The following is a 25,119-nucleotide window of genomic DNA, read 5'->3' as shown; positions in this document are numbered from 1 at the left end:
CACAGCATTGAGTCATGACTCATCTCATATGTTCTAACTAACGTGGCTAATTCATTCTATAATGACCCATAAAAAATGAAACATTTCACATCTAAACGGGAACGGAAGCTATGGATCTATGCGTTTACAGTTTTTATTGCTATCTATGCTACACTATTTTTAGGAGGTCAACTCATAAATTTTATGATTGAACGTCGAATTCTAGAACAAAGCACATTTTACCTATTTTTAGTTTTGGTTGTGGCATTCATTTGGAGTGGAGTAAAAGATTCAAGTAAGAAAAAAGAATATTGGATTTACGCTGGAACTCTTGCAGTATATGGCATGGCTGTGTTACGTATGGACCTCTCAACTTCTGAACGCTCTCATATGTTTGAATACGGTCTGCTTTCCTTATTAATTTATGAAGCTTTAATGGAACGAAAGCTCCATAGTGCAAAGGTTAAATTGCCCTTACTATATGCAATTTTGACAGCCGGAACTATTGGTTTAGTAGATGAATGTATCCAATATTTTATCACATATCGTGTATTTGATAGTATTGATATTGGGTTTAATTATTTCGCAGCAACATTTGCCGTATGTTTAAGTTTCGGAGTTAAAAAGTTACAGCATATTTTTACTTATAAACACTGAAAATAGATTAATAATTAAACTCTTCAACAACGACCCAAAAGAATTATAACTACTTTAGTAACTTCAGCTGATAGAAGTATATCAAAACAATTATATACTCTTTTTAAGATACCCGCTCTCTAGGGGACATAAAATATGATAAAATTCTTTAGAAAAATTAGGCAAAATTTACTAACCGAAAATAAACTTAATAAATATCTACTTTATGCGATTGGTGAAATAGTACTCGTTGTTATTGGAATTTTAATTGCTTTACAATTAAATAATCTCAATGAGCAAAGAAAAGACAAGATTTTTGAACAGGAAATACTTAATCAAATTCAAGAAAACTTGAAAAATGACCAACAGGCATTAGAACAAATTGTGGCAAACTTTAATTCCGCCGTGGCCGCTTCAAATAAAATATTAAATTCTGAAGTATCGTCTAAAACCGAAGACAGTGTTAAAATATGGCTGGGTATGGTCGTACAATTTGATAGATTTCAACCACTCACCAATGCCTATGAAGTTTTAAAATCGAATGGCCTAGACAAAATCTCTAACAAAAAATTACGCTTTTTGCTCGGAAGATATTATGATGACGAGGCCTCACATATGATCAAATCGGTTACCGACATCGAAGGTGCTTTTAACGATCATTGGATTCCGATTTTATTTGACGAAATGATAGAATTTGAGTTTAAGAAAGCTGTAGTACTAAAAGATTACACTATTTTATTAAAGCCTTCAAGAGCGCAAAACATACTAAAGTTAAATCGCGATAATTTAAGTTCTGGGACTAACCGTATTCAAAAGGGCCTCTATACTATAGAAGCCATTCAAAATTTAATAGCATTAGAAATCCAATAACTACCTATTAAAATAGAATCAAGTGCGGTTTGCTCTCGCCTATTAAGTTTGTATTTACTACATTAGAGGTATGAACTTCTCAACAAGAACATTTACATACACGTTGTACATCCCTTTTTAAAATGAAACATCTAAGTATTCTCTTCTTGTCGTTAGTGACCATCTCATGTGCGCCTGTGAAAGACCCAACTCAAATCGTACGTTTAGACGGCACCAGTATAACGACAGAGCAACTCGACACCGATATTCAAACGCTAATTGATACTGCAAAGGTGACCGGACTTACAGTGACCATCTTTAATCAAAATACCATTAAATATCAAAAAGCCTTTGGCTATGCCCATAGTACCACAAAAGATAGCTTAACTCTAGATCATGTGTTTTATGGAGCCTCATTAAGTAAAGCTGTATTTGGGTACATTGTTGCGCAACTGGCACATGAAGAACAGCTAGATTTAGATCAACCCTTGCAAGCGTATATCGATATGCCTATCCCCGATATGCCATTTAAACGAGAATGGCGCAATTTTAAAAACATAGAAAATGATGATAGGTATCAACTACTTACAGCCAGAATGTGCATGTCTCATACCACAGGCTTTCCTAATTGGCGGTGGATAAGTAGAGAAGGTGAATTTACCCCGGAAGGAAAGATTCAATTTTATTTTGACCCCGGTACAGATTATAGCTATTCAGGAGAAGGTATGAGACTCCTACAAAAAATAATTGAACGCTATATTGGTGAAGGATTGGAGCAGATGGCAAGTGCACGTGTCTTTGAGCCTCTAGAAATGAACATGACCAGTTATGTATGGCAACAACGATTTGAAAATGCATATTGTCACGGTCACTCCGTAACTCAAGAGCCAATAAAAAAGGATATTGAAGACGAGGCAGGCGCTGCTGGCTCCATGGAAACCACTACAAAAGATTATGCCAGGTTCCTCTCCAATATCATGACCTTAAGTGCTCAAAACTCAAGCATTACAAAACTAATGTTTAGGCCCAATATAGCGATACACTCCAAAAAACAATTTGGGCCTTTGTCTTTAGAAAAAACAGATGCAAATAAGGATATCGCATTGAATTATGGTCTAGGTTGGGGTATTTTGAAATCTCCATATGGAGAAGGCTATTTTAAAGAAGGTCATAGTGAAGGGTTTCAGCATTATTCAATTATTTTTCCCAACACAGGAATTGGCATCCTACTCATGTCGAATAGTGATAATGCCGAAAGCATATTTAAAGACCTACTCGAGCTTGGTATACAAGATGTCTATACGCCTTGGTACTGGGAGGACTATATTCCTTACTATATGAAATAAACTAGGTACAACATTAACTTTAGCTTTAATTAAGGTATCATCATAACAAGTAAAATCCCTTAAATCTACTAGAACTTATAGGGGTTATGATCTGAAGAGTATTGCAGTCATACTATAGTGCAATGACTTAATCACCATAGATCAAACCTTTACATGAGCGTTTTAACATATAATAATAAATATTTGATTATATTTGGATAACCAAACTGGTTAACCAATTTTTAAAGATGAAACGACTGACGCTAATTAGCCTTCTAATCTTGAGTTTTAAAGGCTTTGCACAAACCGTACTTAATGCGGATGGACCTGGAAATACTTACAGCCTAATAACCTCGGTTTTAGCTCCAGGCTATAACCCTATAGAAGCTCCTGATTGTAGCCATAGCGCTTTTGGTGAACATATCGATGAAATCTATGACAATGTATTAGGCACCAATGTGTTCAGGTTTAGGATTCATGTAACGCCAGATGATGACCGATGTATCAATTCAGACCGACAACGTAATGAAATAAAAACCTATGACCAATCTCCTGATGAGCTTTTAGGAGTAGAAGATGAAACCGTTATTTACAAATGGAAATTTAAGCTACCTGCAGGTTTTCAAGTCTCTTCTAATTTCACGCATTTACACCAGCTTAAATCGGTTGGTGGCGCGTTAGAAAGTATGCCAATGTATACCCTTACTGCAAGAAAAGCAACACCTAATCGTCTAGAACTCCGCTATGCTCAAACTGATACTCAAGTCACCCTAGCACAAGTTGATTTGTCACAAGTGACTGATACTTGGTTAGAGGTTACTGAAACCATAACCTATAGTACAAACGGAGCCTATGCTATTGAAATAAAAAGGCTAAGTGATAATGCAGTACTTCTCGCCTATTCCAACAGTTCTATTGTAAACTGGAGACCAGGTGCTGACTTTGTTAGACCTAAATGGGGTATTTACAGAAGTTTAATCAATGCTCAAGATCTTAGAGACGAAGACCTATTGTTTGCTAGCTTTAGTATTGAAGAAGTCCCTACCCTGTCCGTAGTAACTAAAGAACTTCACACAGAAACATTTTCGCTGATTTCAGATCCAGTTACCAAAAGCCTTCGGGTGTCCAATTTGCCTTTGTTAGCCAATATGCTGCATATTACAGGTTTGGATGGAAGAAGGATACTAGATCAACCACTCTATTCTCAAGAAGAAGCTACCCTCGATGTCGCTGCTTTTTCAGCAGGTGTTTACATTGTTACGGTTAAAGGCAGTGAAGGTATGCAATCCAAAAAAGTGGTTATTGCCAATCAATAAGTTTTAATTAATAGCGCATTTTTATTTTAGTTTAACACAAAACAAAAGGCCGCTCAAGAGCGGCCCAATGGTTATTAAAACAATTAAACTATTTTTTTATCACTCGACTCATTCGCTTTTCTCCATTTAGGTTGGACTCAAATATATAGATCCCCGCCTTTAATTGTGACACATCCATCTCTAATTGATGGGTTCCTCTAGTTAAACTCTGTGCTTGAAATACAGCAAATACCTTTCCTTCTATACTGATGAGTTTACCACTAAATTGACTTGCTTTATCAAGTGTGAGTTCAACTTTAAAAGTATGAGATGAAGGGTTAGGGTGCAACAAAATGATTTGGCTTTTAGATGACGTACTGCCTTGTTGTATTGTCTTGCCAACTCGTGCAGAAGAGCCGGTACAGGTAATCACATTTAAGGAACTATTATATGTTAAAGTAGCATGCGTAACATTATCTACACATAAATCTACACTCACCCCACCTTTTTCTGTAGTTGTTGTTACTAAATCTACGCTCCCATTACTACCCGTTGTTCCAACAACCGTTTCATTGAAAGTCCCTGAAAAGGTCCCTGTCACTGTAGCACCAGCTACAGGTGCCCCAGAGTTATCCAAAATAGTTACCGTTGCTAATCCATGTTTTTTTCCTTTAGATACATTTTGAGTTCCAGTTGCAATAGACGATACATATAAGTCCGTCGCTGGTCCGACACTATTCCCAGTAACGTTTACTGTTGATGAAGTCGTAGATGCAGCTTGGTTATCGGTTGCTACGGCCGTAATAGCATATGAACCCACACCTATACTCCAGTTTACACTATATGGGCTTGAGGTATCAACGCCTACACTACTCCCATTAACAAAAAACTCTACTTGACTAATTGTCCCGTCGCTATCAGAGGCATTGGCAGCAATAGTTACATTATCCCCATCATTAAAACTAGCACCATTAGAAGGTGCTGTAATAGCCACCGTTGGGGCATTGTTTCCAGTTCCACCTCCAGTGCCTTCATACAATTGGTCAAAATAAGCAGTAGCTTCTCCATTATCTTGAAGATATACACCAGCTTTCCAATAGCTTGGGAAGGTCCAGAAAGACACATCCATGTTGACCTTTTCTACGCCGTCTAGATCAATAATCATATAGCCATTAACAATTTTAATATCACAATTGAAGTACCCTCCAGGATCTGGACCTAAATCAACATGGGTGGTATTTTGACCACCAGCATCTGTTTTTATAGCTGCCCAAAGGTGATTGACTGGTGATTTTGCTTGATGTTTATAAATGCGTAATAAGGGTTTATTAGGTCCATTTCCAGCATTGGCATCGTCATGAATTTGCATAATTGTGACCTGATCACAAGTTTGTTGGACAATATCAATTCGACCATGCAAGGATCGGTCGCCCTGCGATATGGTCCAGTTGCGCAAATCCCGAAGTTCAGTCCTATTCAATGATCCTGACTGATTAAATGCCACCTTATCTCCATCGGCTACATAGAACCAACTGGAAGTATAGCCCGCTATAAGTTCAGATTGCGTTGCAGCAGTAGAACTGGTAGGCGCTTGTAGCTTACATTCTCCAATGAAATCTTGAAATCTTGGAATTTCATAAGGCGCACTATAGGTTTGACTTACCGCAGTGGCATAGACTTGCATAAAGCAAATAGTCAATACAATTTTAAGACTCGATCGAAACTTTAGAAGCATCCGATAACTTCTTAACCGTTTTAGTTGTGTAACATTCATTCTCATTGTTTTTAGTGTTTAATTAGTGAATAGTATATTGGTTAACCATACTGGTTAACCAATTTAGTGAAAAAATATGAAAGTACGACCACTTATTTTTGAATCTTTAAGTATCCGTTTAGAAAGGACTTTAACATTTGACTTTATAAAAACTAAAGCTTCGTTAACTATGAGGGGCAAAACAATTGTTGTTTTTGGAAAAACTTGTAAAACCATCCTTCAGATATATACTCAAATTAAGTATCTTTCTGAATTAATTTGCATAACAATTCAATCATTTCTAATGAAATTTAAACCATCACTACTCTCTATTTTTGCCATCCTAATTCTTACAAGTTGTCAAAACAAAGCAGATCAGCCTACTCAATTAACTAACTATACGCACAACGATTATGAATCTTTAGTGAGTCTGTTTAAAGCATGGCGCCAATTTGAAACGCCTCCGCTTAAAAATGGTGCACCAGACTACACCATTGAAACCTTTGAACAGCGTTGGCCAAAATTTAAAACGCTTCAGGCACAACTCAAGTCTATTGATACCTCAGGTTGGTCTACGATAAATAAAGTTGACTATACCATTGTTTGGGCAGAAATGAACGGATACGACTTTAATCATCGTATTTTAAAACCATGGCAACGAGATCCTGCGTTTTATAAATCAATATGGACCTACAAAAGTGATGTCCCTGCACATGAAGGCCCCACGCATCACGGCATCACAGAATTATGGATGTATGACTTTCCACTAACCCAAGATGCCAAAGACCGTTTAATTTCTGATCTAAAGGTGATTCCCTCTTTAAATGAACAGGCAACAATTAATTTAACTGGAAATGCCAAGGACTTATGGATTGCCGGGATTAGAGACATTAAAGAACAGGGTGAAACCTTGAAAGCTTTGATGGAAAAATCAGGTGTAAAAAGTCACCCTGATTTAGTAAGGGTCATACAGCATGCCTTGACATCTACCGACGAACTAGCAGTTTGGTTGGAAAAAGAAGCTAAAACGAAAACTGGTCCTTCGGGTATTGGAAAAGACAACTATACTTGGTATCTACAAAATGTTCATTTAGTACCATTAACTTGGGAAGACGAAGTGATGCTATTAAAGCGCGAATTAGCAAGAGCATGGTCATCTCTCAAGCTCGAAGAGCATCGCAATAGAAATTTACCTCAACTTATGGATGCCGATTCGCCAGAGGCCTATCAACAAACTGCGGAAGCTTCTGCAAAAAGTCTTATTAGCTTTTTAGATGAAAATGATATTGTGACGGTTAAAGATTATTTTGAGCCAGCTCTGAATGCACATTTAGGAGCATTTGTGCCAAAAGACCAGCGTAACTTTTTTTGGATCACTGCACATTATGACCAAAGACCTTTGTACTCTCATTTTTATCATTGGTTTGAATTGGCACGTATGGATCTTGAACCACATGAAAATTATATTCGTCGAGGACCATTATTATACAATATTTTTGATTCAAGAAATGAAGGCATGGCTACTGCGGTTGAAGAACTATTTATGCAAGCAGGCTTATATGACGACAATCCTAGAGTACGAGAAATTGTATATATCATGATTGCGCAGCGTGCTGCAAGAGGCCTAGGCTCATTATATGCTCATGCTAATGAGATGACAATGGAAGAAGCTGGAAGTATTCATTCAGAATACACGCCTCGTGGTTGGATGAAAACCGAAAAGGAATTACTACTATTTGAACAACATCTTTATTTACGACAACCGGGATATGGCACGAGTTATATTACCGGTAAATATTTGGTTGAAAGTGCTTTAGCCGAATATGGTAGACAAAGAGAATTGCAAGGTACACCTTTTGAAATCAAACCCTTTTTTGATCAACTTAACACCATTGGAAATATTCCTATAGCTCTTGGTCAATGGGAAATGACGGGCAGTGATCAACATCTTAAAATGATTAAGAAATAATCAATGGCAAACCTTAAACCAACCAAACTCACTCGGCAAATGGGTGTTTTAGCCCTCACTGCCACGGGAATTTGCTCCATGCTAGGCGCTTCAATTAATGTGGTGCCCTTTATGATTCAACGAAATGTTCCTGGCATAGGTCCTTATGTATTACCGGCTTTTGCCTTTGCAGCTATTCCTGCCCTATTTGCGGCATTAGCTTACGCCATATTAGCATCGGCAATGCCCCGAGCAGGTGGCAGTTATATTTATGCAAGCCGTGGACTAAATCCCTATTTAGGTTTTGTCGCTAGTTTTTCACAATGGTTCGGATTATCTATAGTCATTGGAGTGATAGCTTATATCACAGTACCGTTTATGAGGGATGTAGCCATAGGATTAGGATGGGATGCTATCGCCATTCTGCTTGAAATTGCATGGGTACGCGTGAGTATTGCCTTAATTTTAATCTGGGGGTTTATCCTCGTAAATATTAACGGTATAAAATCTTATGAGCGCATCCTCATTCCTATGATGATTTTAATGTTTGCATTAGGCGCCATTGTAATTTTTGCAGGGTTTAGCTATACTCAAAGCGATTTTATAACGGCATTGCAAGAAAAGGAAGGGCGATTATTTAGTCCTACCTCAACCATAGGTTTTGATTGGCGCATATTTTTATCTGCTGCAGCCTTATTGTTTTCAAGCTTTATAGGCTTTGATTCCATTGCTCAAGCAGGTGGTGAAGCTAAAAAACCGACCAAATCATTACCAAGAGCCATCATGTTTGCGATTATTGGTGTTGGTATCTTTTATTTCTTGTTTTCGGCAGCCGTCTATAATACTGTCCCTTGGAGTTTTGTTGCATCAGAAGCAGCTACAAAAGATATTACCGCACCAGGATTACTAAGTTACGTTTTGCCTCCTAGTTTAGGTGTAGCTATAATCTTAGGGGCGACGATAGCTTTAATAAATGATCTTCCTGCCATGCTACTTTCGGTTTCTAGACTTATGTTTGCCTGGGCCGAAGACGGTATTTTCCCATCCGTAATTTCCAAAGTTCATAAAAAACATCATACCCCTTACATCGCACTTATTGTGGCAGGTATTATGGCAAGTATTGGTGTTTTGGGATCGCATTTTGCCGGTGATTTTTTTCTAGGCATTGATATCATGGTTACCTCTATGATGGTAAATTTTTTATTGATGTGTATAACACTAATCACTATTAAACAATTTAACCCACAATTGGCGGGCAAAATATCAGTACTAAAAAGCAGAAAACTTCAATTAGGTATTGGATGGTTTGGTATCATTTTTCTATTGGGCTTTCTATGTATTCACACCTACAAGGATTTAACATCAAACGTCGAAGCTTGGTATTTTCATTCGACTCTTATTTGGATACTCGTTATGATCATTGCAAGCATAATTTTCGTCTACAAATGGAAACATTTGCGTTTAAACGAAAGTAACCTTAAACTAAAATTTAAAACATTACCTAAAGAATAATATGCAACACACAATAGAATTGGCTCCTGGCTTACAAATTTCTCGCATCGTCACAGGGTTATGGCAAATTGCTGACATGGAGCGCCATGGCAAAACACATGATCCTTTAGAAACTTCAGTACATATGAAACCCTATGCCGATGCAGGATTAAGCTCCTTTGATATGGCAGATCATTATGGTTCGAGCGAAATAATTGCAGGTACTTTTAAAAATAACCACCCGCAAAAAGATAACATTAAACTTTTCACAAAATGGGTTCCAAAACCAGGTAGTATCAGTAAAACAGATGTGAAAGACGCTGTAACAAAAGCTTTAGACAGAATGCAGCAATCCTCCATTGATTTAATGCAATTTCATGCATGGTATTATCCAGATCCTAGTTGGTTAGATGGTTTATTTTATTTAAAAGAATTAAAGGATGAAGGACTAATAAAGCATATTGGCGTTACAAATTTTGATGCTGCACATTTGCAAATTGCACTGTCAAGTGGTATTCCAATTGTTAGCAATCAAATATGCCATTCATTAATAGACCAACGTGCCAATGAGGAAATGGTGAAGATTTGCAGCCACTATGGCACAAAAATTTTAGCCTTTGGCACCTTGGCTGGAGGCTTTTTAACCGATAAGTGGTTAGATAAACCTGAACCATCCACGAATGAATTATCAACCTGGTCTGAAATGAAATACAAACGTTTTATTGATGCGGCCGGTGGCTGGGAGGTTTATCAACACCTTTTAAAGTCAGTAAAACAAGTTGCAGATAAACATCGGGTTTCTATTGCCAATATTGCGAGTAGAACTATTTTAGAAAACCCCGAAGTGGCCTCTATTATTATTGGCGCGCGTTTAGGAAAAAGCGAACATATTGCTGATAATAAACGTATTTTGAGCATAGATTTAGATGCTGATGATTTACAGATTATACGAACTGCTCAAAAAATGCTTACACCTATCGCAGGTGATTGCGGTGATGAATATCGCAAACCTCCCTTTTTAACCGCTTCAGGCGATTTAAGCCATCACTTAGAAAGCATTCCTAAAGTTTTTGATGTAGAAACAGTTTCTAAGTCTAGGTCGCAATTCTACAGCGGTACGGTTTGGGAAGAATTTGCAGGCTATTCGAGAGCCGTAAGAGAAGGAAATAGCATCTATGTATCAGGTACTACAGCTACACATCGAGATAAAATGATAGGTGGTAATGACCCAGCGGCCCAAACACATTTTATCATTGATAAAATTGAAGCAGCCTTAGAATCGTTAGGAGGCAGCTTAACTGATGTTGTGCGGACACGTATCTTTGTTAATAACATTAAGGATTGGGAGCCTGTTGCTCGTGCACATGGTAAACGTTTTAACGGTATAAATCCAGCTAATACTTTGGTGGAAGCTAAATTAGTTGGCGATGGTTATCTTGTTGAAATTGAAGCAAAAGCAGTACTTCAATCTTGATTAATTTCCTCATAAATATGATTTGCTTCTAATAGTTTTAAAAATGAATTCCAGTTGTTAGACATAAAGCTATTGACCATTAGCTCATAATCACTAATTAATTTAGTGGCCTCTTCTAATTGATACAAGTCCTGTGATGATGGCAATGTTGTTCTTGCCGCGGCTATTCGCAGTACATCGCTTAATTTGGAATATGGTGAAACGTCAAATGATTGCCAGGCACCAACTTGTCTATCCTTTGGCCTTGGTGTTTGTCCTTTAGATCTTAAATCCTCTAATCGCATTAGCATTTGATTGGCAGCCTCATTTACGATTTTAAATACTGGGCTGTTTTCTTTTAAGCCTTGTTTTATACTTTCAACTTTTTTCTTTTTTAAATCAACCTCATTGAGTATTCCAAATAACTTTCCAACTTGCACATCAGCAAGCTTCCTATATGCGTATAACTCTGCATCTACCTTCTCATCAATTTCAAATCTAGGATCTTTTATTACCTTAATTTCTGTTGAATCCTTAAAAGACTTATAATTTAAAACAATAGTATAGGCTCCTGGAAGCACAGAAATCCCATTAGATTCTGAGCCCGATCGTGCTCCATATAAACTGTTGGCTTGTTCATCCAAATTCCAGACGATGTAATTTAACCCCTTCACCAAGTTTTTGTGGTCAATTGTATTTATTAACCTTTGTTCCTTATCATAAATTTCGGCATTCACTATACTTGTAGAATCGGGTATTTCATTTAAATAAAAGGGAATTTCAGTTTTTTGAAACACTCTATTTTCACCTTCAAAGGTGGTGTGGAATCCAGTCCATATATTCCCAGGCGGGGCGATAAACAAGCCTTTAACTTGTACAGCATCATTAACGGGTAAAGCTGTGATGCCCTTTTTAATTCTATTGCCTGCAATTTCTCTTAAACTTAATAAATCGTCTAATATCCAAATGGCTCTACCGAAGGTACCAATGATTAAGGCAGACTCCCGTTCTTGAATCGTTAAATCCATGGTAGATACTGAAGGGAATCCATTTTGAACTTGCGTCCATGAAATGCCCTTATCAAAACTCATCCATAACCCATTTTCAGTGCCTAAAAACACAAGGTTAGGTTCTATAGGATCTTGAATAGCTGCTAAAGCATAGCCTTTCACCTTGTTTTTGTCAGCCATTAATGTCCACGTTTGTCCATAGTTTTCCGTTTTAAATAGGTAGGGATTGTAGTCCCCTTTTCTATAATTATTGACCACCATCCAAACCGTTCCAGCCGAATAATCTGATGCTTTTATTCTTGCAATCCAGGCTTCTTTAGGCATTCCCTTTACATTAGTGGTCAAATTCACCCAGGTTTTTCCTTTGTCCTTAGTTAATTGTATTTGACCATCATCTGTTCCTGCCCAAATCACATTCTGGTCAACTGGACTAGGTGCAATGGTTAAAATACTATTATAGATTTCAGCACCAGATACATCTAGAGTTAAACCACCATAATCTGCCTTTTGATGCTCTGGATTATTTGTAGTTAAATCGGGCGAGATAATATCCCAAGTTTGACCTTTATCGTGCGTGATATGAACAAATTGGGAACCATAATAAGCTGTATTGGTATCCCAAGGATCTTGAGCAAAGCCAGCATTCCAATTAAATCGCAATCTTGTAGATACATTGGGCGCAGGTGGTTGTATACTAACATAGTAACCCGTTAACTTATCATAGCGATAAATATTACCATTTTGAGATGTGCCATAACCAAAACGAGAATTTTCACGGTCTGGAGAGATATAAAATCCATCGCCACCTACCAAATACTGCCAATATAAGGTTCTAATTCCTCCACGCTTCCATGTATAACCAGGGCCAGACCAGTTACCATTATCTTGCATACCACCATAAACATTATAAGGCATATCATTATCAACATTTATTTGATAAAATTGAGCCACAGGAATCGTTTCTGGGAAATACCAACTCTTTCCATGGTCATAAGTGATTCCTAAGCCACCATCCCCTCCAATAATAAAATGCTCTGGATCAATAGGATTGACCCAAAAAGCGTGAAAGTCGGCATGAATCCCTTTAGTTTCATCGGCGGGAATCATTGGTGTTGGATCAAATGTTTTTCCTCCGTCATAACTTACTGACAAGGGTTGGTATATGTTATAAAGTCGGTCAGGATTTTTTGAATCGACTGCCACATCTTGAAAATAAAACGGACGGTTGTTTGTAAATTTAGGATCTTCATTGACCAGATACCAAGTAGTGCCTGCATCGTCACTTCTATACAGTGCATTTTTTTTTGCTTCTACTTTAGCATATACTCTATTAGAATCACTTGGGGCTATGGCAATACCAATCCTACCGAGTTCCCCTGCAGGAATCCCATTAGTTTCATCAATTTGCTGCCATGTTTCTCCGGCATCGAGTGTCATAAATAATCCAGAACCTGGTCCACCTGAAGTAAAATAATAAGGTGTTCTGCGGTGCTCATAAAGCGCTGCAAATAGTTTGTTTGGATTTTGACGATCCATAACTAAATCAGCAACGCCGGTTTTATTATTACTTGATAATATACGTTTCCAAGTTAATCCTCCATCAATTGTTTTATAGAGACCTCTATGCTCATTAGGAGTGAACGGATCTCCCATGGCTCCCACGTAAATAGTATTGGGATTATTTGGATCAACAATAATACGATGAATTGTTTTAGTGCCTTCTAAACCCATGTGCTGCCATGTCTTACCACCATCATTGCTTTTAAAAACCCCCATACCTAAATTCATGGAATTACGTGGATTTCCCTCACCTGTACCAACCCATATAACCTTAGGGTTACTCTGTTGTATTGCAATGGCACCTATATTTTGAGTTGGTTGATCATCAAATATAGGATTCCAGGATGAACCCCCATTTTCAGATTTCCAAACCCCGCCTGATGCCGCTCCAACATAGATAATTTTTGGGTTGATTTCAACAACATCTATGGCTGTTATACGCCCACTCATATTTGCAGGGCCAATGCTGCGAATCTTCAGATTTTCTAAATTAGAAAAATCAATGTTTTGGGCTAATGAAGACTGAAAACAGAATATCAAGAAAATAACTTTGCAAAATTTGATGGTCATATGGTATAAGTTTGAGATTTTAAATATACAATTTCTTGGCAATAACTATTGGACTACTATTTACAAGGTATTGTTAACAACTTCCATTTTCTTTACTCACAAATAATCGTATTTTTACACTCTTAAAACCAAATCATTTAATGGGTAAAATCATTGCAATTGCCAATCAAAAAGGTGGTGTAGGAAAGACAACAACCTCTGTAAATTTAGCAGCTTCTTTAGGTGTATTAGAAAAAAAAGTCCTGCTCATTGATGCGGATCCGCAGGCTAATGCTACGTCTGGACTAGGTGTTGATGTTGAAAGTGTAGAAGTTGGCTCCTACCAACTCATTGAACACTCGGCCACAGCAGAAGACTGTATTTTAAGCACCAACGCACCCCATGTAGATATCATCCCAGCTCATATTGACCTAGTAGCTATAGAGATTGAACTTGTGGATAAAGATGAACGCGAATACATGATGCGTAAGGCCATTACACATCTTAAAGATAGTTATGACTATATACTCATCGATTGTGCTCCCTCTTTAGGATTATTAACTTTGAATGCCCTTACTGCAGCAGATTCGGTTATTATTCCTATTCAATGTGAATATTTTGCTTTGGAAGGATTAGGTAAATTGCTCAACACCATTAAAAGTGTACAAAAAATACACAATAAAGCCTTAGATATTGAAGGGATGTTGTTGACCATGTACGATTCGCGCTTACGTTTATCTAATCAGGTGGTTGAAGAAGTTCAAAAACATTTTAGCGATATGGTTTTTGAAACTATTATACAGCGAAACGTAAAATTAGGTGAAGCTCCGAGTTATGGCGAAAGTATCATAAATTATGATGTAAGTAGTAAAGGTGCTTCAAATTACTTAAGTTTGGCAAAAGAAATTATTAAAAAGAATGCATAATGGCGAAGGCAACGAAAAAACAGGCATTAGGACGAGGCTTATCAGCACTTTTAAAAGATCCTTCTAATGATATTTCTTCGGTTCAGGATAAGAATGCTGACAAGGTAATTGGAAATATTGTTGAACTTGAGATTGATACTATAGAAATCAATCCGTTTCAACCTAGAACCAATTTCAATGAAGAGACCCTTCGTGAATTAGCGTCTTCAATTAAAGAACTTGGTGTAATTCAGCCTATCACTGTACGAAAACTGGGATTCAACGCCTTTCAGTTAGTATCGGGTGAACGACGTTTTAGAGCTTCAAAACTAATTGGGCTTAAAACTATTCCTGCTTATATTCGAATTGCAAACGATCAAGAGTCATTAGAAATGGCCTTGGTAGAAAACATTCAACGTCAGGACCTTGACCCTATAGAAATTGCGTTATCGTACCAACGTTTAATTGATGAAATTCAATTAACTCAAGAACAAATGAGCGAACGTGTAGGCAAAAAACGTTCTACTATTGCTAATTATTTACGCTTACTTAAATTAGATCCTATAATTCAAACCGGTATGCGCGATGGATTTATCTCCATGGGTCACGGTAGAGCCATCATCAATATTGATGAGCAAAGTAAACAGCTTGCCATTTACGAAAAAATTATCACCAACAAGCTATCGGTAAGAGATACCGAAGCTTTGGTGAGACAATATCAAAACAATAGCACTCCAAAATCTAAAGCCGAACCTGAAGAACTTCCTACCTATATAAAAAATGGTGTAAAGACGTTTTCGGAATACTTTGGGCACCATATAAGCGTTAAAGTATCAAAAAGCGGAAAAGGAAGTATTACCATTCCATTCCACTCTGAAGAAGACTTTAATCGCATTCAAAAACTTGTAAAAGGTGCCAAATAAATTTGCTGTTCAAACGCTATTCATTCTTTTGCTTCCGTTGGTCGGGTTTACACAGACTCCAACAGATAGTACTACCGTAGCTACCGACCTAATGGTGGTTCAAGATACGATCGCAGGCAAAGAAATTGATGCATTAGCACCTGCTAAAGCAGCGTTTTATTCAGCCATATTACCAGGATTAGGTCAGGCATACAATAAAAAATATTGGAAAATTCCTATCGTTATTGGTGCTTTAACCACGGGTGTCCTTATCTATGACTATAACAATAAGCAATATAAAGGGTTCAGAAATGCTTACAAAAGCCGGCTAGCTGGGTTTAATACCGATGAGTATTGGGGGGTTGATAGCGAAGGCAAACCTTTGGCATCACCACGTATCACTAGTGAAGCACTGATTAGGGCGCAACGTGCGGCAAATAGAAGTAGAGAAATTTCTATTATGGTAACTATTGGCCTTTATGCGCTAAACATTATAGATGCCAATGTGGATGCTCATTTGTTACAGTATAATGTGGATGAAAACCTGGCTTTAAAGCCTCATTTTAAATATAATGAAATGGAAAATAGCTCTGATTTAGGTTTGACTTTAAATTTTAAATTCTAAACATGAAAATTGCATTATTAGGTTACGGGAAAATGGGTAAAACTATTGAAAAATTAGCTATAGAGCGTGGCCATACCATAGTAATCAAAGCAGACGTAGGAACGGCTTATGACATCACAGAAGCTGACGTTGCGATTGATTTTAGCGTCCCGCAAGCCGCTTTCGGGAATATTTCAAACTGTCTAAATAATGGCGTCCCCGTGATTTCAGGAACAACAGGATGGCTGGAAGATTATGATAGCGCCGTAGAATTATGCCACACCAAAAAAGGTGCCTTTATTTATGCTTCAAATTATAGTTTAGGAGTTAATATTTTTTTCGAACTTAATAAAACTTTAGCGCGAATGATGCGCACTTTAACGCAATATAAAGTGAGTATGGAAGAAATTCACCATACCCAAAAATTGGATGCACCCAGTGGTACGGCCATTACTTTAGCAAAAGGGATCATTGAAGAGTCCAACTATAAAAATTGGACTTTAGACACACCAAAAGAAGATGAGATTGGCATTGTAGCCAAACGTATAGAAAATGTACCTGGCACCCACGAGATTAGTTACACCTCTCAAGTCGATACTATTGATATCAAACATACAGCGCATAGTCGTGATGGATTTGCTTTAGGTGCGGTTATTGCTGCCGAGTGGATCATAGGCAAAAAAGGGGTGTTTTCGATGAAAGATGTACTCAATTTGAATGATTATTGATTATTTACTATTGATTAATGACCATTGAACTGAAAGAAAGAACCAATCTATTTGCGCATAATTGTGTGAAACTTGCTTTGGAACTCCCAAATTCATTTTTAGGTAATCACATTAAAAGTCAACTAATTAGATGTTCAACATCTGTTGCTGCCAATTATAGAGCAACTTGTTTGGCACAATCCAAAAAAAGTTTCATATCTAAAATTAGCATTGTAATTGAAGAAGTAGATGAAAGTCTGTTTTGGATTGAATTTCTTGTTCAGGACAATTTACTTTCAAAAGAAATATGTAATTCTTTGTTAAAAGAAGCGGACGAACTTACAAGAATTTTTATTTCCTCACGAAAAACCGCTAAATTGGGCCTTAAAACTAATCAATAATAATTCAACAATAATCAATCCTTATGATATTATCGCAGTGGTTAATCTTTTTATTAATTGTTCAATTGATTCACGGATTGGGCACCTGGAAATTATATACTAAAGCTGGGCGTCAGGCTTGGGAAGCTTTTGTACCTATATACAATGCAGTCGTTTTAATGACCATTTTAAATCGTTCGCGATGGTGGACTATTTTACTTTTTGTACCAGTTGTCAATTTGATTATGTTTCCAGTGGTTTGGGTAGAAACTGCTCGCAGCTTTGGTAAAAACTCATATTTGGATACTTTTTTGGCTGTTATTACTTTAGGGTTTTACAACTATTACCTCAATTATTTCACAGACCTAAGTTATGTCGAAAACAGAGATCTACAACCAAAATCAAGTTCTGGTGATTGGGTAAGTTCTATTTTGTTTGCTGTTGTGGCAGCAACCATAGTGCACACTTATTTTATTCAACCCTTTACAATTCCTTCATCATCCCTTGAAAAATCGTTATTGGTGGGTGATTTTCTATTTGTAAGTAAATTTCATTATGGGGCCAGAGTGCCTATGACTACGGTAGCAGCACCTATGGTACATGATACCATTCCTGTATTAAAAACAAAGTCGTATTTATTTGACGACCATAAAGGCAGTGACTCATGGAAAAATAAATTACAACTTCCCTACATGAGAATTCCTGGGTTTGAAACTATAGAGCGCAATGATATCGTGGTCTTTAATCAACCCGCAGATACGCTGCTGGATATGAATGATTTTCATCCAGACAGGAATTATTATAAACCTATTGACAAAAAAACCAATTTGGTAAAACGTTGCGTAGGCGTACCTGGTGATTCGTTAGAACTTCGTGGAGGCGTAGTTTACATCAATGGCGAAAAAAATGAGTTACCCGATAGAGCTAAATTGCAGTTTTCATATAACATAGAATTTAAAGGCCAATTATCTTCTAACGAGCAGGTGTATAGTATTTTAAGACGCTATGATATTACCGATGGCATAGGCTATGACTCAACATCTGAAACTTATTTTGTTCAAGCTACGGAAGAGGCTGCAGCCAAGGCTAAAAATCACCCCAATATTGCCAGTATCACGCTGCGAAAAGATACTGAAGGTCGACGTGATCCAAGCATATTTCCTCACGACCCTAATTATAATTGGAATACAGATTATTTTGGACCCATTTATATTCCAGAAAAAGGCAAAACCATTGCTCTTAATTTGGAAGTGCTTCCAATATACAAGCGTGTGATTACTGAATACGAAGGTCATCAACTTTCAGTAAAAGGCAATCAGATTTATATTGACAACCAACCAGCAACCAGTTATACCTTCTCTCAAGATTATTATTGGATGATGGGTGATAACAGAAACAACTCTATTGATGCCAGATTTTGGGGCTTTGTGCCTTTTGACCATGTCGTAGGAAAGCCTGTTTTTATATGGATGAGCTGGGATAAAAACGGCAAAGGCTTTGACAAAATACGTTGGGACCGTATGTTCACCACTGTTGGTGGTAGCGGAAAACCGGTTTCTTATTTCATTCCATTTTTAGTGGTGTTATTTGCAGGTATTGGTTACAGTAAATGGAGAAAACGTAAAAAAGCAAAATAGTTAAGTCGTGAGTTGTTAAGCATTTTTTTGAATTTCAACTTAACAACAAACAACTATTCGAATGAACATACTTTTACATCCCACCTATTTCCCAAGCATTGCCAGTTTTGTGGCCATTGCTCAAGCGAACGCGGTAACCTTTGAAGTGTGTGACAATTATCAAAAGCAAACCTATCGCAATCGCACACATATTTTCGGTGCCAATGGTATGATGGCCTTAACAGTACCCGTGGTGTATTCACAGCGAAATAGGCAATTGTATAAAGATATTGTAATTGCCGATGATTCCAATTGGCAAGATTTACATTGGAAGTCGATCACATCTGCTTATAGCAGCTCTCCTTTTTTTGAATTTTATAGGGATGACCTCGCTCCTTTGTTTGGTCAATCTTACAAGTTCTTGATGGATTTTAATTTTAAATGCCTTGAAGCTATTTACGAATGTTTACAGATGTCATTTGAATATCAAACCACATCTGTATATGATAAGGCGGCTAACTCCTATATTGATTGTCGCACATTGGTTGAAAGCCGGAAAGAACCTAGCTACAACTTTAACTCATACGTGCAGGTTTTTGATGACAAACATGGTTTTATTCCAAATTTGAGTATTCTTGATTTGATTTGTAATGAAGGCCCCAATGCCGAAATGTATTTGGAAGCACAAGAACTTACTTGGTAATGTTACAAACACTTCTTCATTACGGACTGCATTTTGGACTGCCTTTAGCCATAGCTCTAGTGTTTTTTAAACCCACTTGGAAGGTTGCCTTTCTCATTATGCTCTGCGGAATGCTAATCGATTTAGATCATCTCTTGGCCAATCCTATATTTGACCCCAGCCGCTGTAGTATAAATTTTCACCCTTTACATAGTTATTACGCTGTTGCCATTTATATACTAATTACTATTTATAAAAGAACACGACTTTTAGGAATTGGTTTATTAATTCACATCTTAGCAGATACCGTAGATTGTTGGCTTATGTAAGGTATTGCAATCTTCAAATATCAAATTTCAAAGAAACTATATTAAACATTTTGAGCTCTAAACTGCTAACTGTCAATTGTTAATGGCTAATTGTTAATTGCTTAATCTAATTCAGCTTCACTTTGGTCATGATGGGATAATGGTCAGATAATTCTATATCAAATGTCTTAAACCCGTTAATAGTAAAGGCCTCGTCAACCAAAATAAAATCGATGCGTACAGGGAAGAATTTAAATTTAAAGGTTCGTCCAAATCCATTTCCAGCTTCTACAAAAGCATCTTTTAAATCACCTTTTATTTCTTTATAAACATAAGAATAGGCCGTATTATTAAAATCACCACAGATGATCATTTTATAGCGACAACGTTTTTTATGCTCCAAAAACAATTCGGTTTGTGACTGTTGTAATCGAAACACTGTACCTACACGCTTAATTAAATTTTCTGAAGTTTCCATGTCCAACTTTTCATTAGCTGGGTTGATGCCGAGAGACTGTAAATGCACATTATAAATACGAATGGTGTCCTTATGCTTTACAATATCAACATAAATTGCATTATTGGCCGTATTTGGGAACTCTATAGAGCCACTGTGAATAATTGGATATTTAGAAAATATTGCTTGTCCATTTTTTACTTTTTGACCAGACAATTCTTCATATTTATAATAGCCTTTTAGATTAACCGATTCATCAGGACGGTATTCTTGCATACTTAAGATATCGGGCTGTTTATCTGCTATAAAATCAACGATTTGTTGCTTTATAGATGTTGCAGGGATCCATTTAAATAAATTAAAGAGCCTCACATTATAATTCATCACTGAAATATTTTCAACATCTTCAATATTTTTAGATGCCGAAAATTTATATAGTGAAAACACATAGCTGTAGCCAATGACAAGTACCAACAAAGACATCAATAATTGTCGTTTTACGGTCAACAGCCAATAGACCAAAAATAAAATATTGAGTACGATTAAAAGTGGCACGGCAAGACTTAATACAGAAAGAAAGGCAAACTTTTTTGGAGCAATAAAAGGTAAACTATAGGACAATACCAACATGGTAGCCGCCAAAATATTGGCAATCCAGATGACCTTGTCTATTAGCTTAAGTTTTTTCATAGGTGGCTTAATCCTTTCCTGCCTTAAATAAAAACTCCTTTTCTTCTTTGGTTAGGCTATCGTAACCACTTTTACTGATTTTATCCAAAATAAGGTCAATGCGTTTTTGTTTAGTAAACTCATTAAATTCATTTTTATTATGACCTGCAAATGACTTGCTTTTATTTTTATATACCTTTTTAAGAGGAGATCGGGGCTTAAAAAGTGCAGTTATCCAACCTAAAAACCTTTCAAAACCTTTTCCAATATCAAATCCCCTTCTCAATTGATAAGCATAGAAGCAGCCTAACAAAGTTCCGCCCATATGGGCAACATAACCACCTTGATTCAAACTGAATAAACCCAAAACATCTATTACAATGAGTACAATCCCAATATATTTTAATTTGATATTGAAAATTAGCAAGCGAAGCTCTTTGTTAGGCATATAGACACACAAAAAAATAAGAAGGGATCGAATGCCCGCTGATGCACCCACTAATGATCCAACTTGCTTTAACATGAACTCACCAAAAACATTATACACAAATAGGTATAATATGCCCCCAGCCAGAATCCCCATGAAATAAATGTTGAGTACCATTTTTGTATTGAACAAATTGAGCGCTATAACACTTATATAATGAAGCACCAATAAATTGAAAAATACATGCATAAAGCCATAATGTAAAAATCCGTAAGTAAAAATACTCCACGGCTGGACTATAAAATCCGCAACATCTTTTGGGAGTTCAAACCAAGACATACCACTATAGCCCTTAGACCCAAGTACAAGCTGAAGCAAAAAACCAACAATATAAACAACAATGTTAATCGCAATGATTTTTTCAAATACATTGAGTTGGTTTAATTTAAAACTGAAGTCTTGCAGCGTTTTGTTCATCTTAATTCCAGCGATGGTTATTAAATTGATTTTTTCGCCAATACCACATAATAATAAATCCAACGACAGCACCACCAACGTGAGCCATATAGGCCGTGTTGCTTGGGCTAAAGAAAGATTGACCAGTGATTCCAGATATTAAATCCAGAATGATAATACCCGGAATAAAGTACTTGGCTTTTATAGGTATTGGTAAGAAAATCAGCATCAATTTGGCTTCAGGATTCATCATTCCAAATGCGGCTAAAACGCCCATAATACAACCCGAAGCACCAACCATGGAGGCATTAAAGGCTCTTAAAAAATCTTTCAGTCCATCTCCCGAAAAGAATTGATCCCAACGCGTATCGCGCATACCAAATCCAGAGTTCAAGGTTTCCATAATTTGATTTGGCTCGAAGCCTTGGTTGGCGAGCATGGTAAAGCTTGGATAAAACTCGAAATAATAATAGCCTAATTGAAACAAAACGGCGCCTAATCCTGCTGAGAAGTATATGAATAGAAATTTTTTGGCTCCTAACTGATATTCAACCGCAGAACCAAACATCCAAAGCGCAAACATATTAAAGAAAATATGCATCAAATCGGCATGCATAAACATATGCGTTATCACCTGCCAAGGTTCAAATAGATTGTTCTGTGGAAAATAAAGGGCAAACCATTTGTAAAACAATTGTCCGTCGCCAATGGTTTGTGCACCAATAAAAACAATGACATTGATAATGATTAAATGCTTAACCGTATCGGATATTCTCATCATAACTTACATAAATTTTTTGTCCAGTTCTTCAACACCCATGGTAATAAACGCAATTCTATTAGTTGGGGACACATTAGGCTCCTTGCATGCAAACAAGCTATTCACCAAATGTTCCTGTTCCGTAAACGTTAGGGACTGACCACTTTTAATAGCCAAACTTTTGGCCATTGACTTTGCTAATAAATCGACCGCACTAAAATTACTGTCGGGTACTTCCTGTTCTACATCGCTAATAAGCTGCTCCAAAATGATGGAAACCTCACTATGCGGCACATTAACAGGAACTCCAGTAATACTAATTTTATCTTCTGTAAATTCTGAAAAGATAAAACCTGTATGCTCTAAATCTTCCTTTAATTGTTCTAAAATATTTGTTTCGGTTATTGAAAAATGCAACTCCAACGGAAACAGCAACTGTTGACTTGTAGCTTCCTTTACGGTCATGCTTTTCAATAAGCCTTCATATAGTATACGTTGATGGGCCCGATTTTGATCAATTACCAACATCCCCGATTTAATGGCACTAATAATATATTTATTCTGAAACTGGTAAGTACTGCGCGAAGTGGTTTCAGATGCGTCATCATCAAACATGCTTTGCATTTCGTTATCACTTTCAAACTGCAACTCACTAAAATTTTGATTTGCTCGCGTTCCTTTGGATTCCAGACCAACATAGAGACTTTCCCACTGAACAGCAGGTTCTTTTTTATAATGCGTTGAAGAACCTCTAGAAACTTGCTCGTCATAAAACGGGTTAAAAGAGCGGTCAACTTCAACACGCGGCATAGCTGCTGCCTTATTTTTGAAGGCATAAGGCGTTTCTAAATTAGCGTCAGATTCAAAATCTAAAACAGGCGCAATATTAAATTGCCCGAGACTATGTTTTACAGAACTTCGTAAAATAGCATAAAGCGTGTGTTCATCATCAAACTTTATTTCTGTTTTAGTAGGATGAATATTAATATCAATAGATTTAGGATCCACCTGGAGATTTAAAAAATAGCTGGGATGACTTCCATCTTTAACTAGTCCTTCAAAGGCCGAATTGATGGCGTGATTGAGGTAGGCACTTTTAATAAAGCGGTCGTTGACAAAGAAAAACTGTTCTGTTTTTGATTTTTTAGCGAATTCAGGTTTACCAACAAATCCAGAAATTTTGAGTACTTCGGTAGCTTCATTAACCGGCACTAATTTCTCATTCGTTTTTCCTCCAAACACATTGACTATACGCTGCCTAAAATTACTAGTTGGAAGATTAAATAATTCGCTACCATTGTGGTACATGATAAAAGCTAAACTGTGATGAACCAAGGCCACACGATGAAACTCATCAATAATATGCCGTAACTCAACCGTATTGGATTTTAAAAAATTTCGTCGCGCTGGAATGTTGAAAAACAGATTCTTGACTGCAATGGTCGTGCCTTTTGGGGTTACAGTAGGCTCTTGAGATACAAGCTCACTGCCTTCAATAGTAATTTGAGTACCAAGTTCGTCCTGTTCTTGTTTCGTCTTTAATTCTACATGGGCAATGGCAGCAATACTAGCAAGGGCTTCGCCCCTAAACCCTTTGGTATGCAGACTAAATAAATCTTCGGCTGTTCGTATTTTTGATGTGGCATGACGTTCAAAACTCAATCTGGCATCGGTAGCACTCATCCCTTTACCATCATCAATGACTTGAATCAAGGTCTTCCCTGCATCCTTAATGATTAACTTTATTTGTGAAGCCCCAGCATCAATAGCATTTTCAAGCAATTCTTTTACAACCGAAGCAGGTCGCTGCACGACTTCTCCAGCTGCAATTTGGTTAGCAACATGATCTGGTAATAATTGAATGATGTCTGCCATTAGCGCTTCTGAAAGAAAATTGACAAATCGAATTCAATAATGATTAAAAAGATTAAAATTAAAATCCCAATAATAATTAATACTCGTTTATTGGCTCCATGTCTGTCTGGATTGTTCTTATAATCGTCTACTGCGTTATTCAATTTAGTTTTCAAACCTTTATTGCTTCCGGCTGTAACCCGAAAATCATCAAACTTATGTTTCATGGCAAAAGGGTTGCCTTCACCCTTGTAATAGCGAGGTGTATAATCAAATTTTTTGTTTTGGCGTGTACTAAAGATTCCCATAATATTACGTTGTTTGGTATTGATTTAAAATGTATAATACTATCAATACACAAATCAAAAATAAGACCAAAAAAGGGAGGCTTGTAAATATATTGCGTTTGCGTTTACTAGAAGCTCTAACTTCCTTCCATTGTGACTCCAAACCCTGTTTTGTTTTCTGTTCCTCATTCAGGTGTCTAGGCGTATATTTAAATTGCCTGTTTTTTCGCTGCTTAAATAAAGTCACAATTAGAATT

Annotated in this window: 22 protein-coding genes; 15 read left to right on the top strand and 7 right to left on the bottom strand. The window is 36.9% G+C overall.

Annotation, left to right across the window (positions count from 1 at the left end):
- The first annotated feature begins 75 nt into the window (after positions 1–75).
- From ACFO5O_RS14610 to ACFO5O_RS14595, 4 genes are all read left to right on the top strand, one after another.
- On the top strand, positions 76–636 hold the full coding sequence (locus ACFO5O_RS14610; RefSeq protein WP_387965069.1) for a VanZ family protein: 561 nt from the start codon (positions 76–78) through the stop codon (positions 634–636).
- Between the two features lie 135 nt (positions 637–771).
- Positions 772–1,485, top strand: a complete 714-nt coding sequence (locus ACFO5O_RS14605; protein ID WP_387965067.1) for a DUF6090 family protein — start codon at positions 772–774, stop codon at positions 1,483–1,485.
- Positions 1,486–1,607: 122 nt separating this feature from the next.
- A complete protein-coding gene (locus tag ACFO5O_RS14600) occupies positions 1,608–2,810 on the top strand; it encodes a serine hydrolase domain-containing protein (protein WP_387965065.1) in 1,203 nt (400 codons plus the stop codon).
- Between the two features lie 227 nt (positions 2,811–3,037).
- Complete coding sequence (locus ACFO5O_RS14595) at positions 3,038–4,105, top strand: T9SS type A sorting domain-containing protein (RefSeq protein ID WP_387965063.1); 1,068 nt, start codon at positions 3,038–3,040, stop codon at positions 4,103–4,105.
- An 88-nt stretch (positions 4,106–4,193) separates the two neighbouring features.
- Here the strand turns inward: ACFO5O_RS14595 and ACFO5O_RS14590 are convergent, their stop codons facing one another.
- Positions 4,194–5,858, bottom strand: a complete 1,665-nt coding sequence (locus ACFO5O_RS14590; RefSeq protein ID WP_387965061.1) for a polysaccharide lyase family 7 protein — start codon at positions 5,856–5,858, stop codon at positions 4,194–4,196.
- Positions 5,859–6,141: 283 nt separating this feature from the next.
- Here ACFO5O_RS14590 and ACFO5O_RS14585 point away from each other — a divergent pair, with 283 nt between their 5' ends.
- The 3 genes from ACFO5O_RS14585 to ACFO5O_RS14575 are packed head-to-tail and all read left to right on the top strand — an operon-like array spanning position 6,142 to position 10,750.
- Positions 6,142–7,806, top strand: coding sequence for a hypothetical protein (locus ACFO5O_RS14585; RefSeq protein WP_387965059.1), 1,665 nt, complete (start codon positions 6,142–6,144; stop codon positions 7,804–7,806).
- 3 nt (positions 7,807–7,809) lie between these two features.
- Positions 7,810–9,297 carry an APC family permease gene (locus tag ACFO5O_RS14580; RefSeq protein WP_387965057.1) on the top strand — a complete coding sequence of 496 codons (1,488 nt, stop codon included), beginning with the start codon at positions 7,810–7,812 and terminating at the stop codon, positions 9,295–9,297.
- Between the two features lies 1 nt (position 9,298).
- Positions 9,299–10,750, top strand: a complete 1,452-nt coding sequence (locus ACFO5O_RS14575; protein WP_387965055.1) for an aldo/keto reductase — start codon at positions 9,299–9,301, stop codon at positions 10,748–10,750.
- Here ACFO5O_RS14575 and ACFO5O_RS14570 read toward each other — a convergent pair.
- Positions 10,741–13,869, bottom strand: coding sequence for a VPS10 domain-containing protein (locus tag ACFO5O_RS14570; protein ID WP_387965053.1), 3,129 nt, complete (start codon positions 13,867–13,869; stop codon positions 10,741–10,743). The genes ACFO5O_RS14575 and ACFO5O_RS14570 overlap by 10 nt on opposite strands.
- A gap of 140 nt (positions 13,870–14,009) precedes the next feature.
- Here ACFO5O_RS14570 and ACFO5O_RS14565 point away from each other — a divergent pair, with 140 nt between their 5' ends.
- The 8 genes from ACFO5O_RS14565 to ACFO5O_RS14530 all read left to right on the top strand — a co-directional run bounded on the left by ACFO5O_RS14565 (position 14,010) and on the right by ACFO5O_RS14530 (position 19,973).
- A complete protein-coding gene (locus ACFO5O_RS14565) occupies positions 14,010–14,774 on the top strand; it encodes a ParA family protein (RefSeq protein ID WP_387965051.1) in 765 nt (254 codons plus the stop codon).
- Positions 14,774–15,676: a ParB/RepB/Spo0J family partition protein gene (locus ACFO5O_RS14560; RefSeq protein ID WP_387965049.1), complete on the top strand. Its 903-nt coding sequence runs from the start codon at positions 14,774–14,776 to the stop codon at positions 15,674–15,676. Before ACFO5O_RS14565 ends, ACFO5O_RS14560 begins: the two co-directional genes overlap by 1 nt.
- Positions 15,666–16,280 (top strand): DUF5683 domain-containing protein, encoded by a 615-nt coding sequence (locus ACFO5O_RS14555; RefSeq protein WP_387965047.1) that lies wholly within the window; start codon positions 15,666–15,668, stop codon positions 16,278–16,280. The genes ACFO5O_RS14560 and ACFO5O_RS14555 overlap by 11 nt, the downstream gene beginning before the upstream one ends.
- A 2-nt stretch (positions 16,281–16,282) precedes the next feature.
- Entirely contained in the window at positions 16,283–16,987 is a 705-nt protein-coding gene (gene dapB, locus ACFO5O_RS14550) for a 4-hydroxy-tetrahydrodipicolinate reductase (RefSeq protein WP_387965045.1), read from the top strand.
- Positions 16,988–17,004: 17 nt separating this feature from the next.
- Complete coding sequence (locus ACFO5O_RS14545; RefSeq protein WP_387965043.1) at positions 17,005–17,367, top strand: four helix bundle protein; 363 nt, start codon at positions 17,005–17,007, stop codon at positions 17,365–17,367.
- Positions 17,368–17,390: 23 nt separating this feature from the next.
- A complete protein-coding gene (lepB, locus tag ACFO5O_RS14540; protein ID WP_387965041.1) occupies positions 17,391–18,983 on the top strand; it encodes a signal peptidase I in 1,593 nt (530 codons plus the stop codon).
- A gap of 61 nt (positions 18,984–19,044) precedes the next feature.
- Positions 19,045–19,665, top strand: coding sequence for a WbqC family protein (locus ACFO5O_RS14535; RefSeq protein WP_387965039.1), 621 nt, complete (start codon positions 19,045–19,047; stop codon positions 19,663–19,665).
- Complete coding sequence (locus ACFO5O_RS14530) at positions 19,665–19,973, top strand: DUF6122 family protein (RefSeq protein WP_387965037.1); 309 nt, start codon at positions 19,665–19,667, stop codon at positions 19,971–19,973. The genes ACFO5O_RS14535 and ACFO5O_RS14530 overlap by 1 nt, the downstream gene beginning before the upstream one ends.
- 106 nt (positions 19,974–20,079) lie before the next feature.
- On the opposite strand, the gene ACFO5O_RS14525 is transcribed toward ACFO5O_RS14530, so the two are convergent.
- From ACFO5O_RS14525 to ACFO5O_RS14505, 5 genes are read right to left on the bottom strand one after another with little or no spacing between them, the layout of a single operon-like run.
- Positions 20,080–21,099, bottom strand: a complete 1,020-nt coding sequence (locus tag ACFO5O_RS14525; RefSeq protein ID WP_387965035.1) for an endonuclease/exonuclease/phosphatase family protein — start codon at positions 21,097–21,099, stop codon at positions 20,080–20,082.
- A gap of 7 nt (positions 21,100–21,106) precedes the next feature.
- Complete coding sequence (locus ACFO5O_RS14520) at positions 21,107–21,982, bottom strand: rhomboid family intramembrane serine protease (protein ID WP_387965033.1); 876 nt, start codon at positions 21,980–21,982, stop codon at positions 21,107–21,109.
- Between the two features lies 1 nt (position 21,983).
- On the bottom strand, positions 21,984–22,742 hold the full coding sequence (locus tag ACFO5O_RS14515) for a rhomboid family intramembrane serine protease (protein WP_387965031.1): 759 nt from the start codon (positions 22,740–22,742) through the stop codon (positions 21,984–21,986).
- Between the two features lie 3 nt (positions 22,743–22,745).
- Positions 22,746–24,596, bottom strand: a complete 1,851-nt coding sequence (gene mutL, locus ACFO5O_RS14510; protein ID WP_387965029.1) for a DNA mismatch repair endonuclease MutL — start codon at positions 24,594–24,596, stop codon at positions 22,746–22,748.
- Positions 24,596–24,883, bottom strand: a complete 288-nt coding sequence (locus tag ACFO5O_RS14505; protein ID WP_387965027.1) for a riboflavin synthase subunit beta — start codon at positions 24,881–24,883, stop codon at positions 24,596–24,598. The genes mutL and ACFO5O_RS14505 overlap by 1 nt, the downstream gene beginning before the upstream one ends.
- Positions 24,884–25,119 lie beyond the last annotated feature (236 nt).

It is taken from the genome of Geojedonia litorea (assembly GCF_042654525.1).
GTDB lineage: Bacteria > Bacteroidota > Bacteroidia > Flavobacteriales > Flavobacteriaceae > Geojedonia > Geojedonia litorea.
The sequence above is the reverse complement of the archived record's forward strand: the minus strand, read 5'-3'. Positions and strand labels throughout refer to the sequence as shown.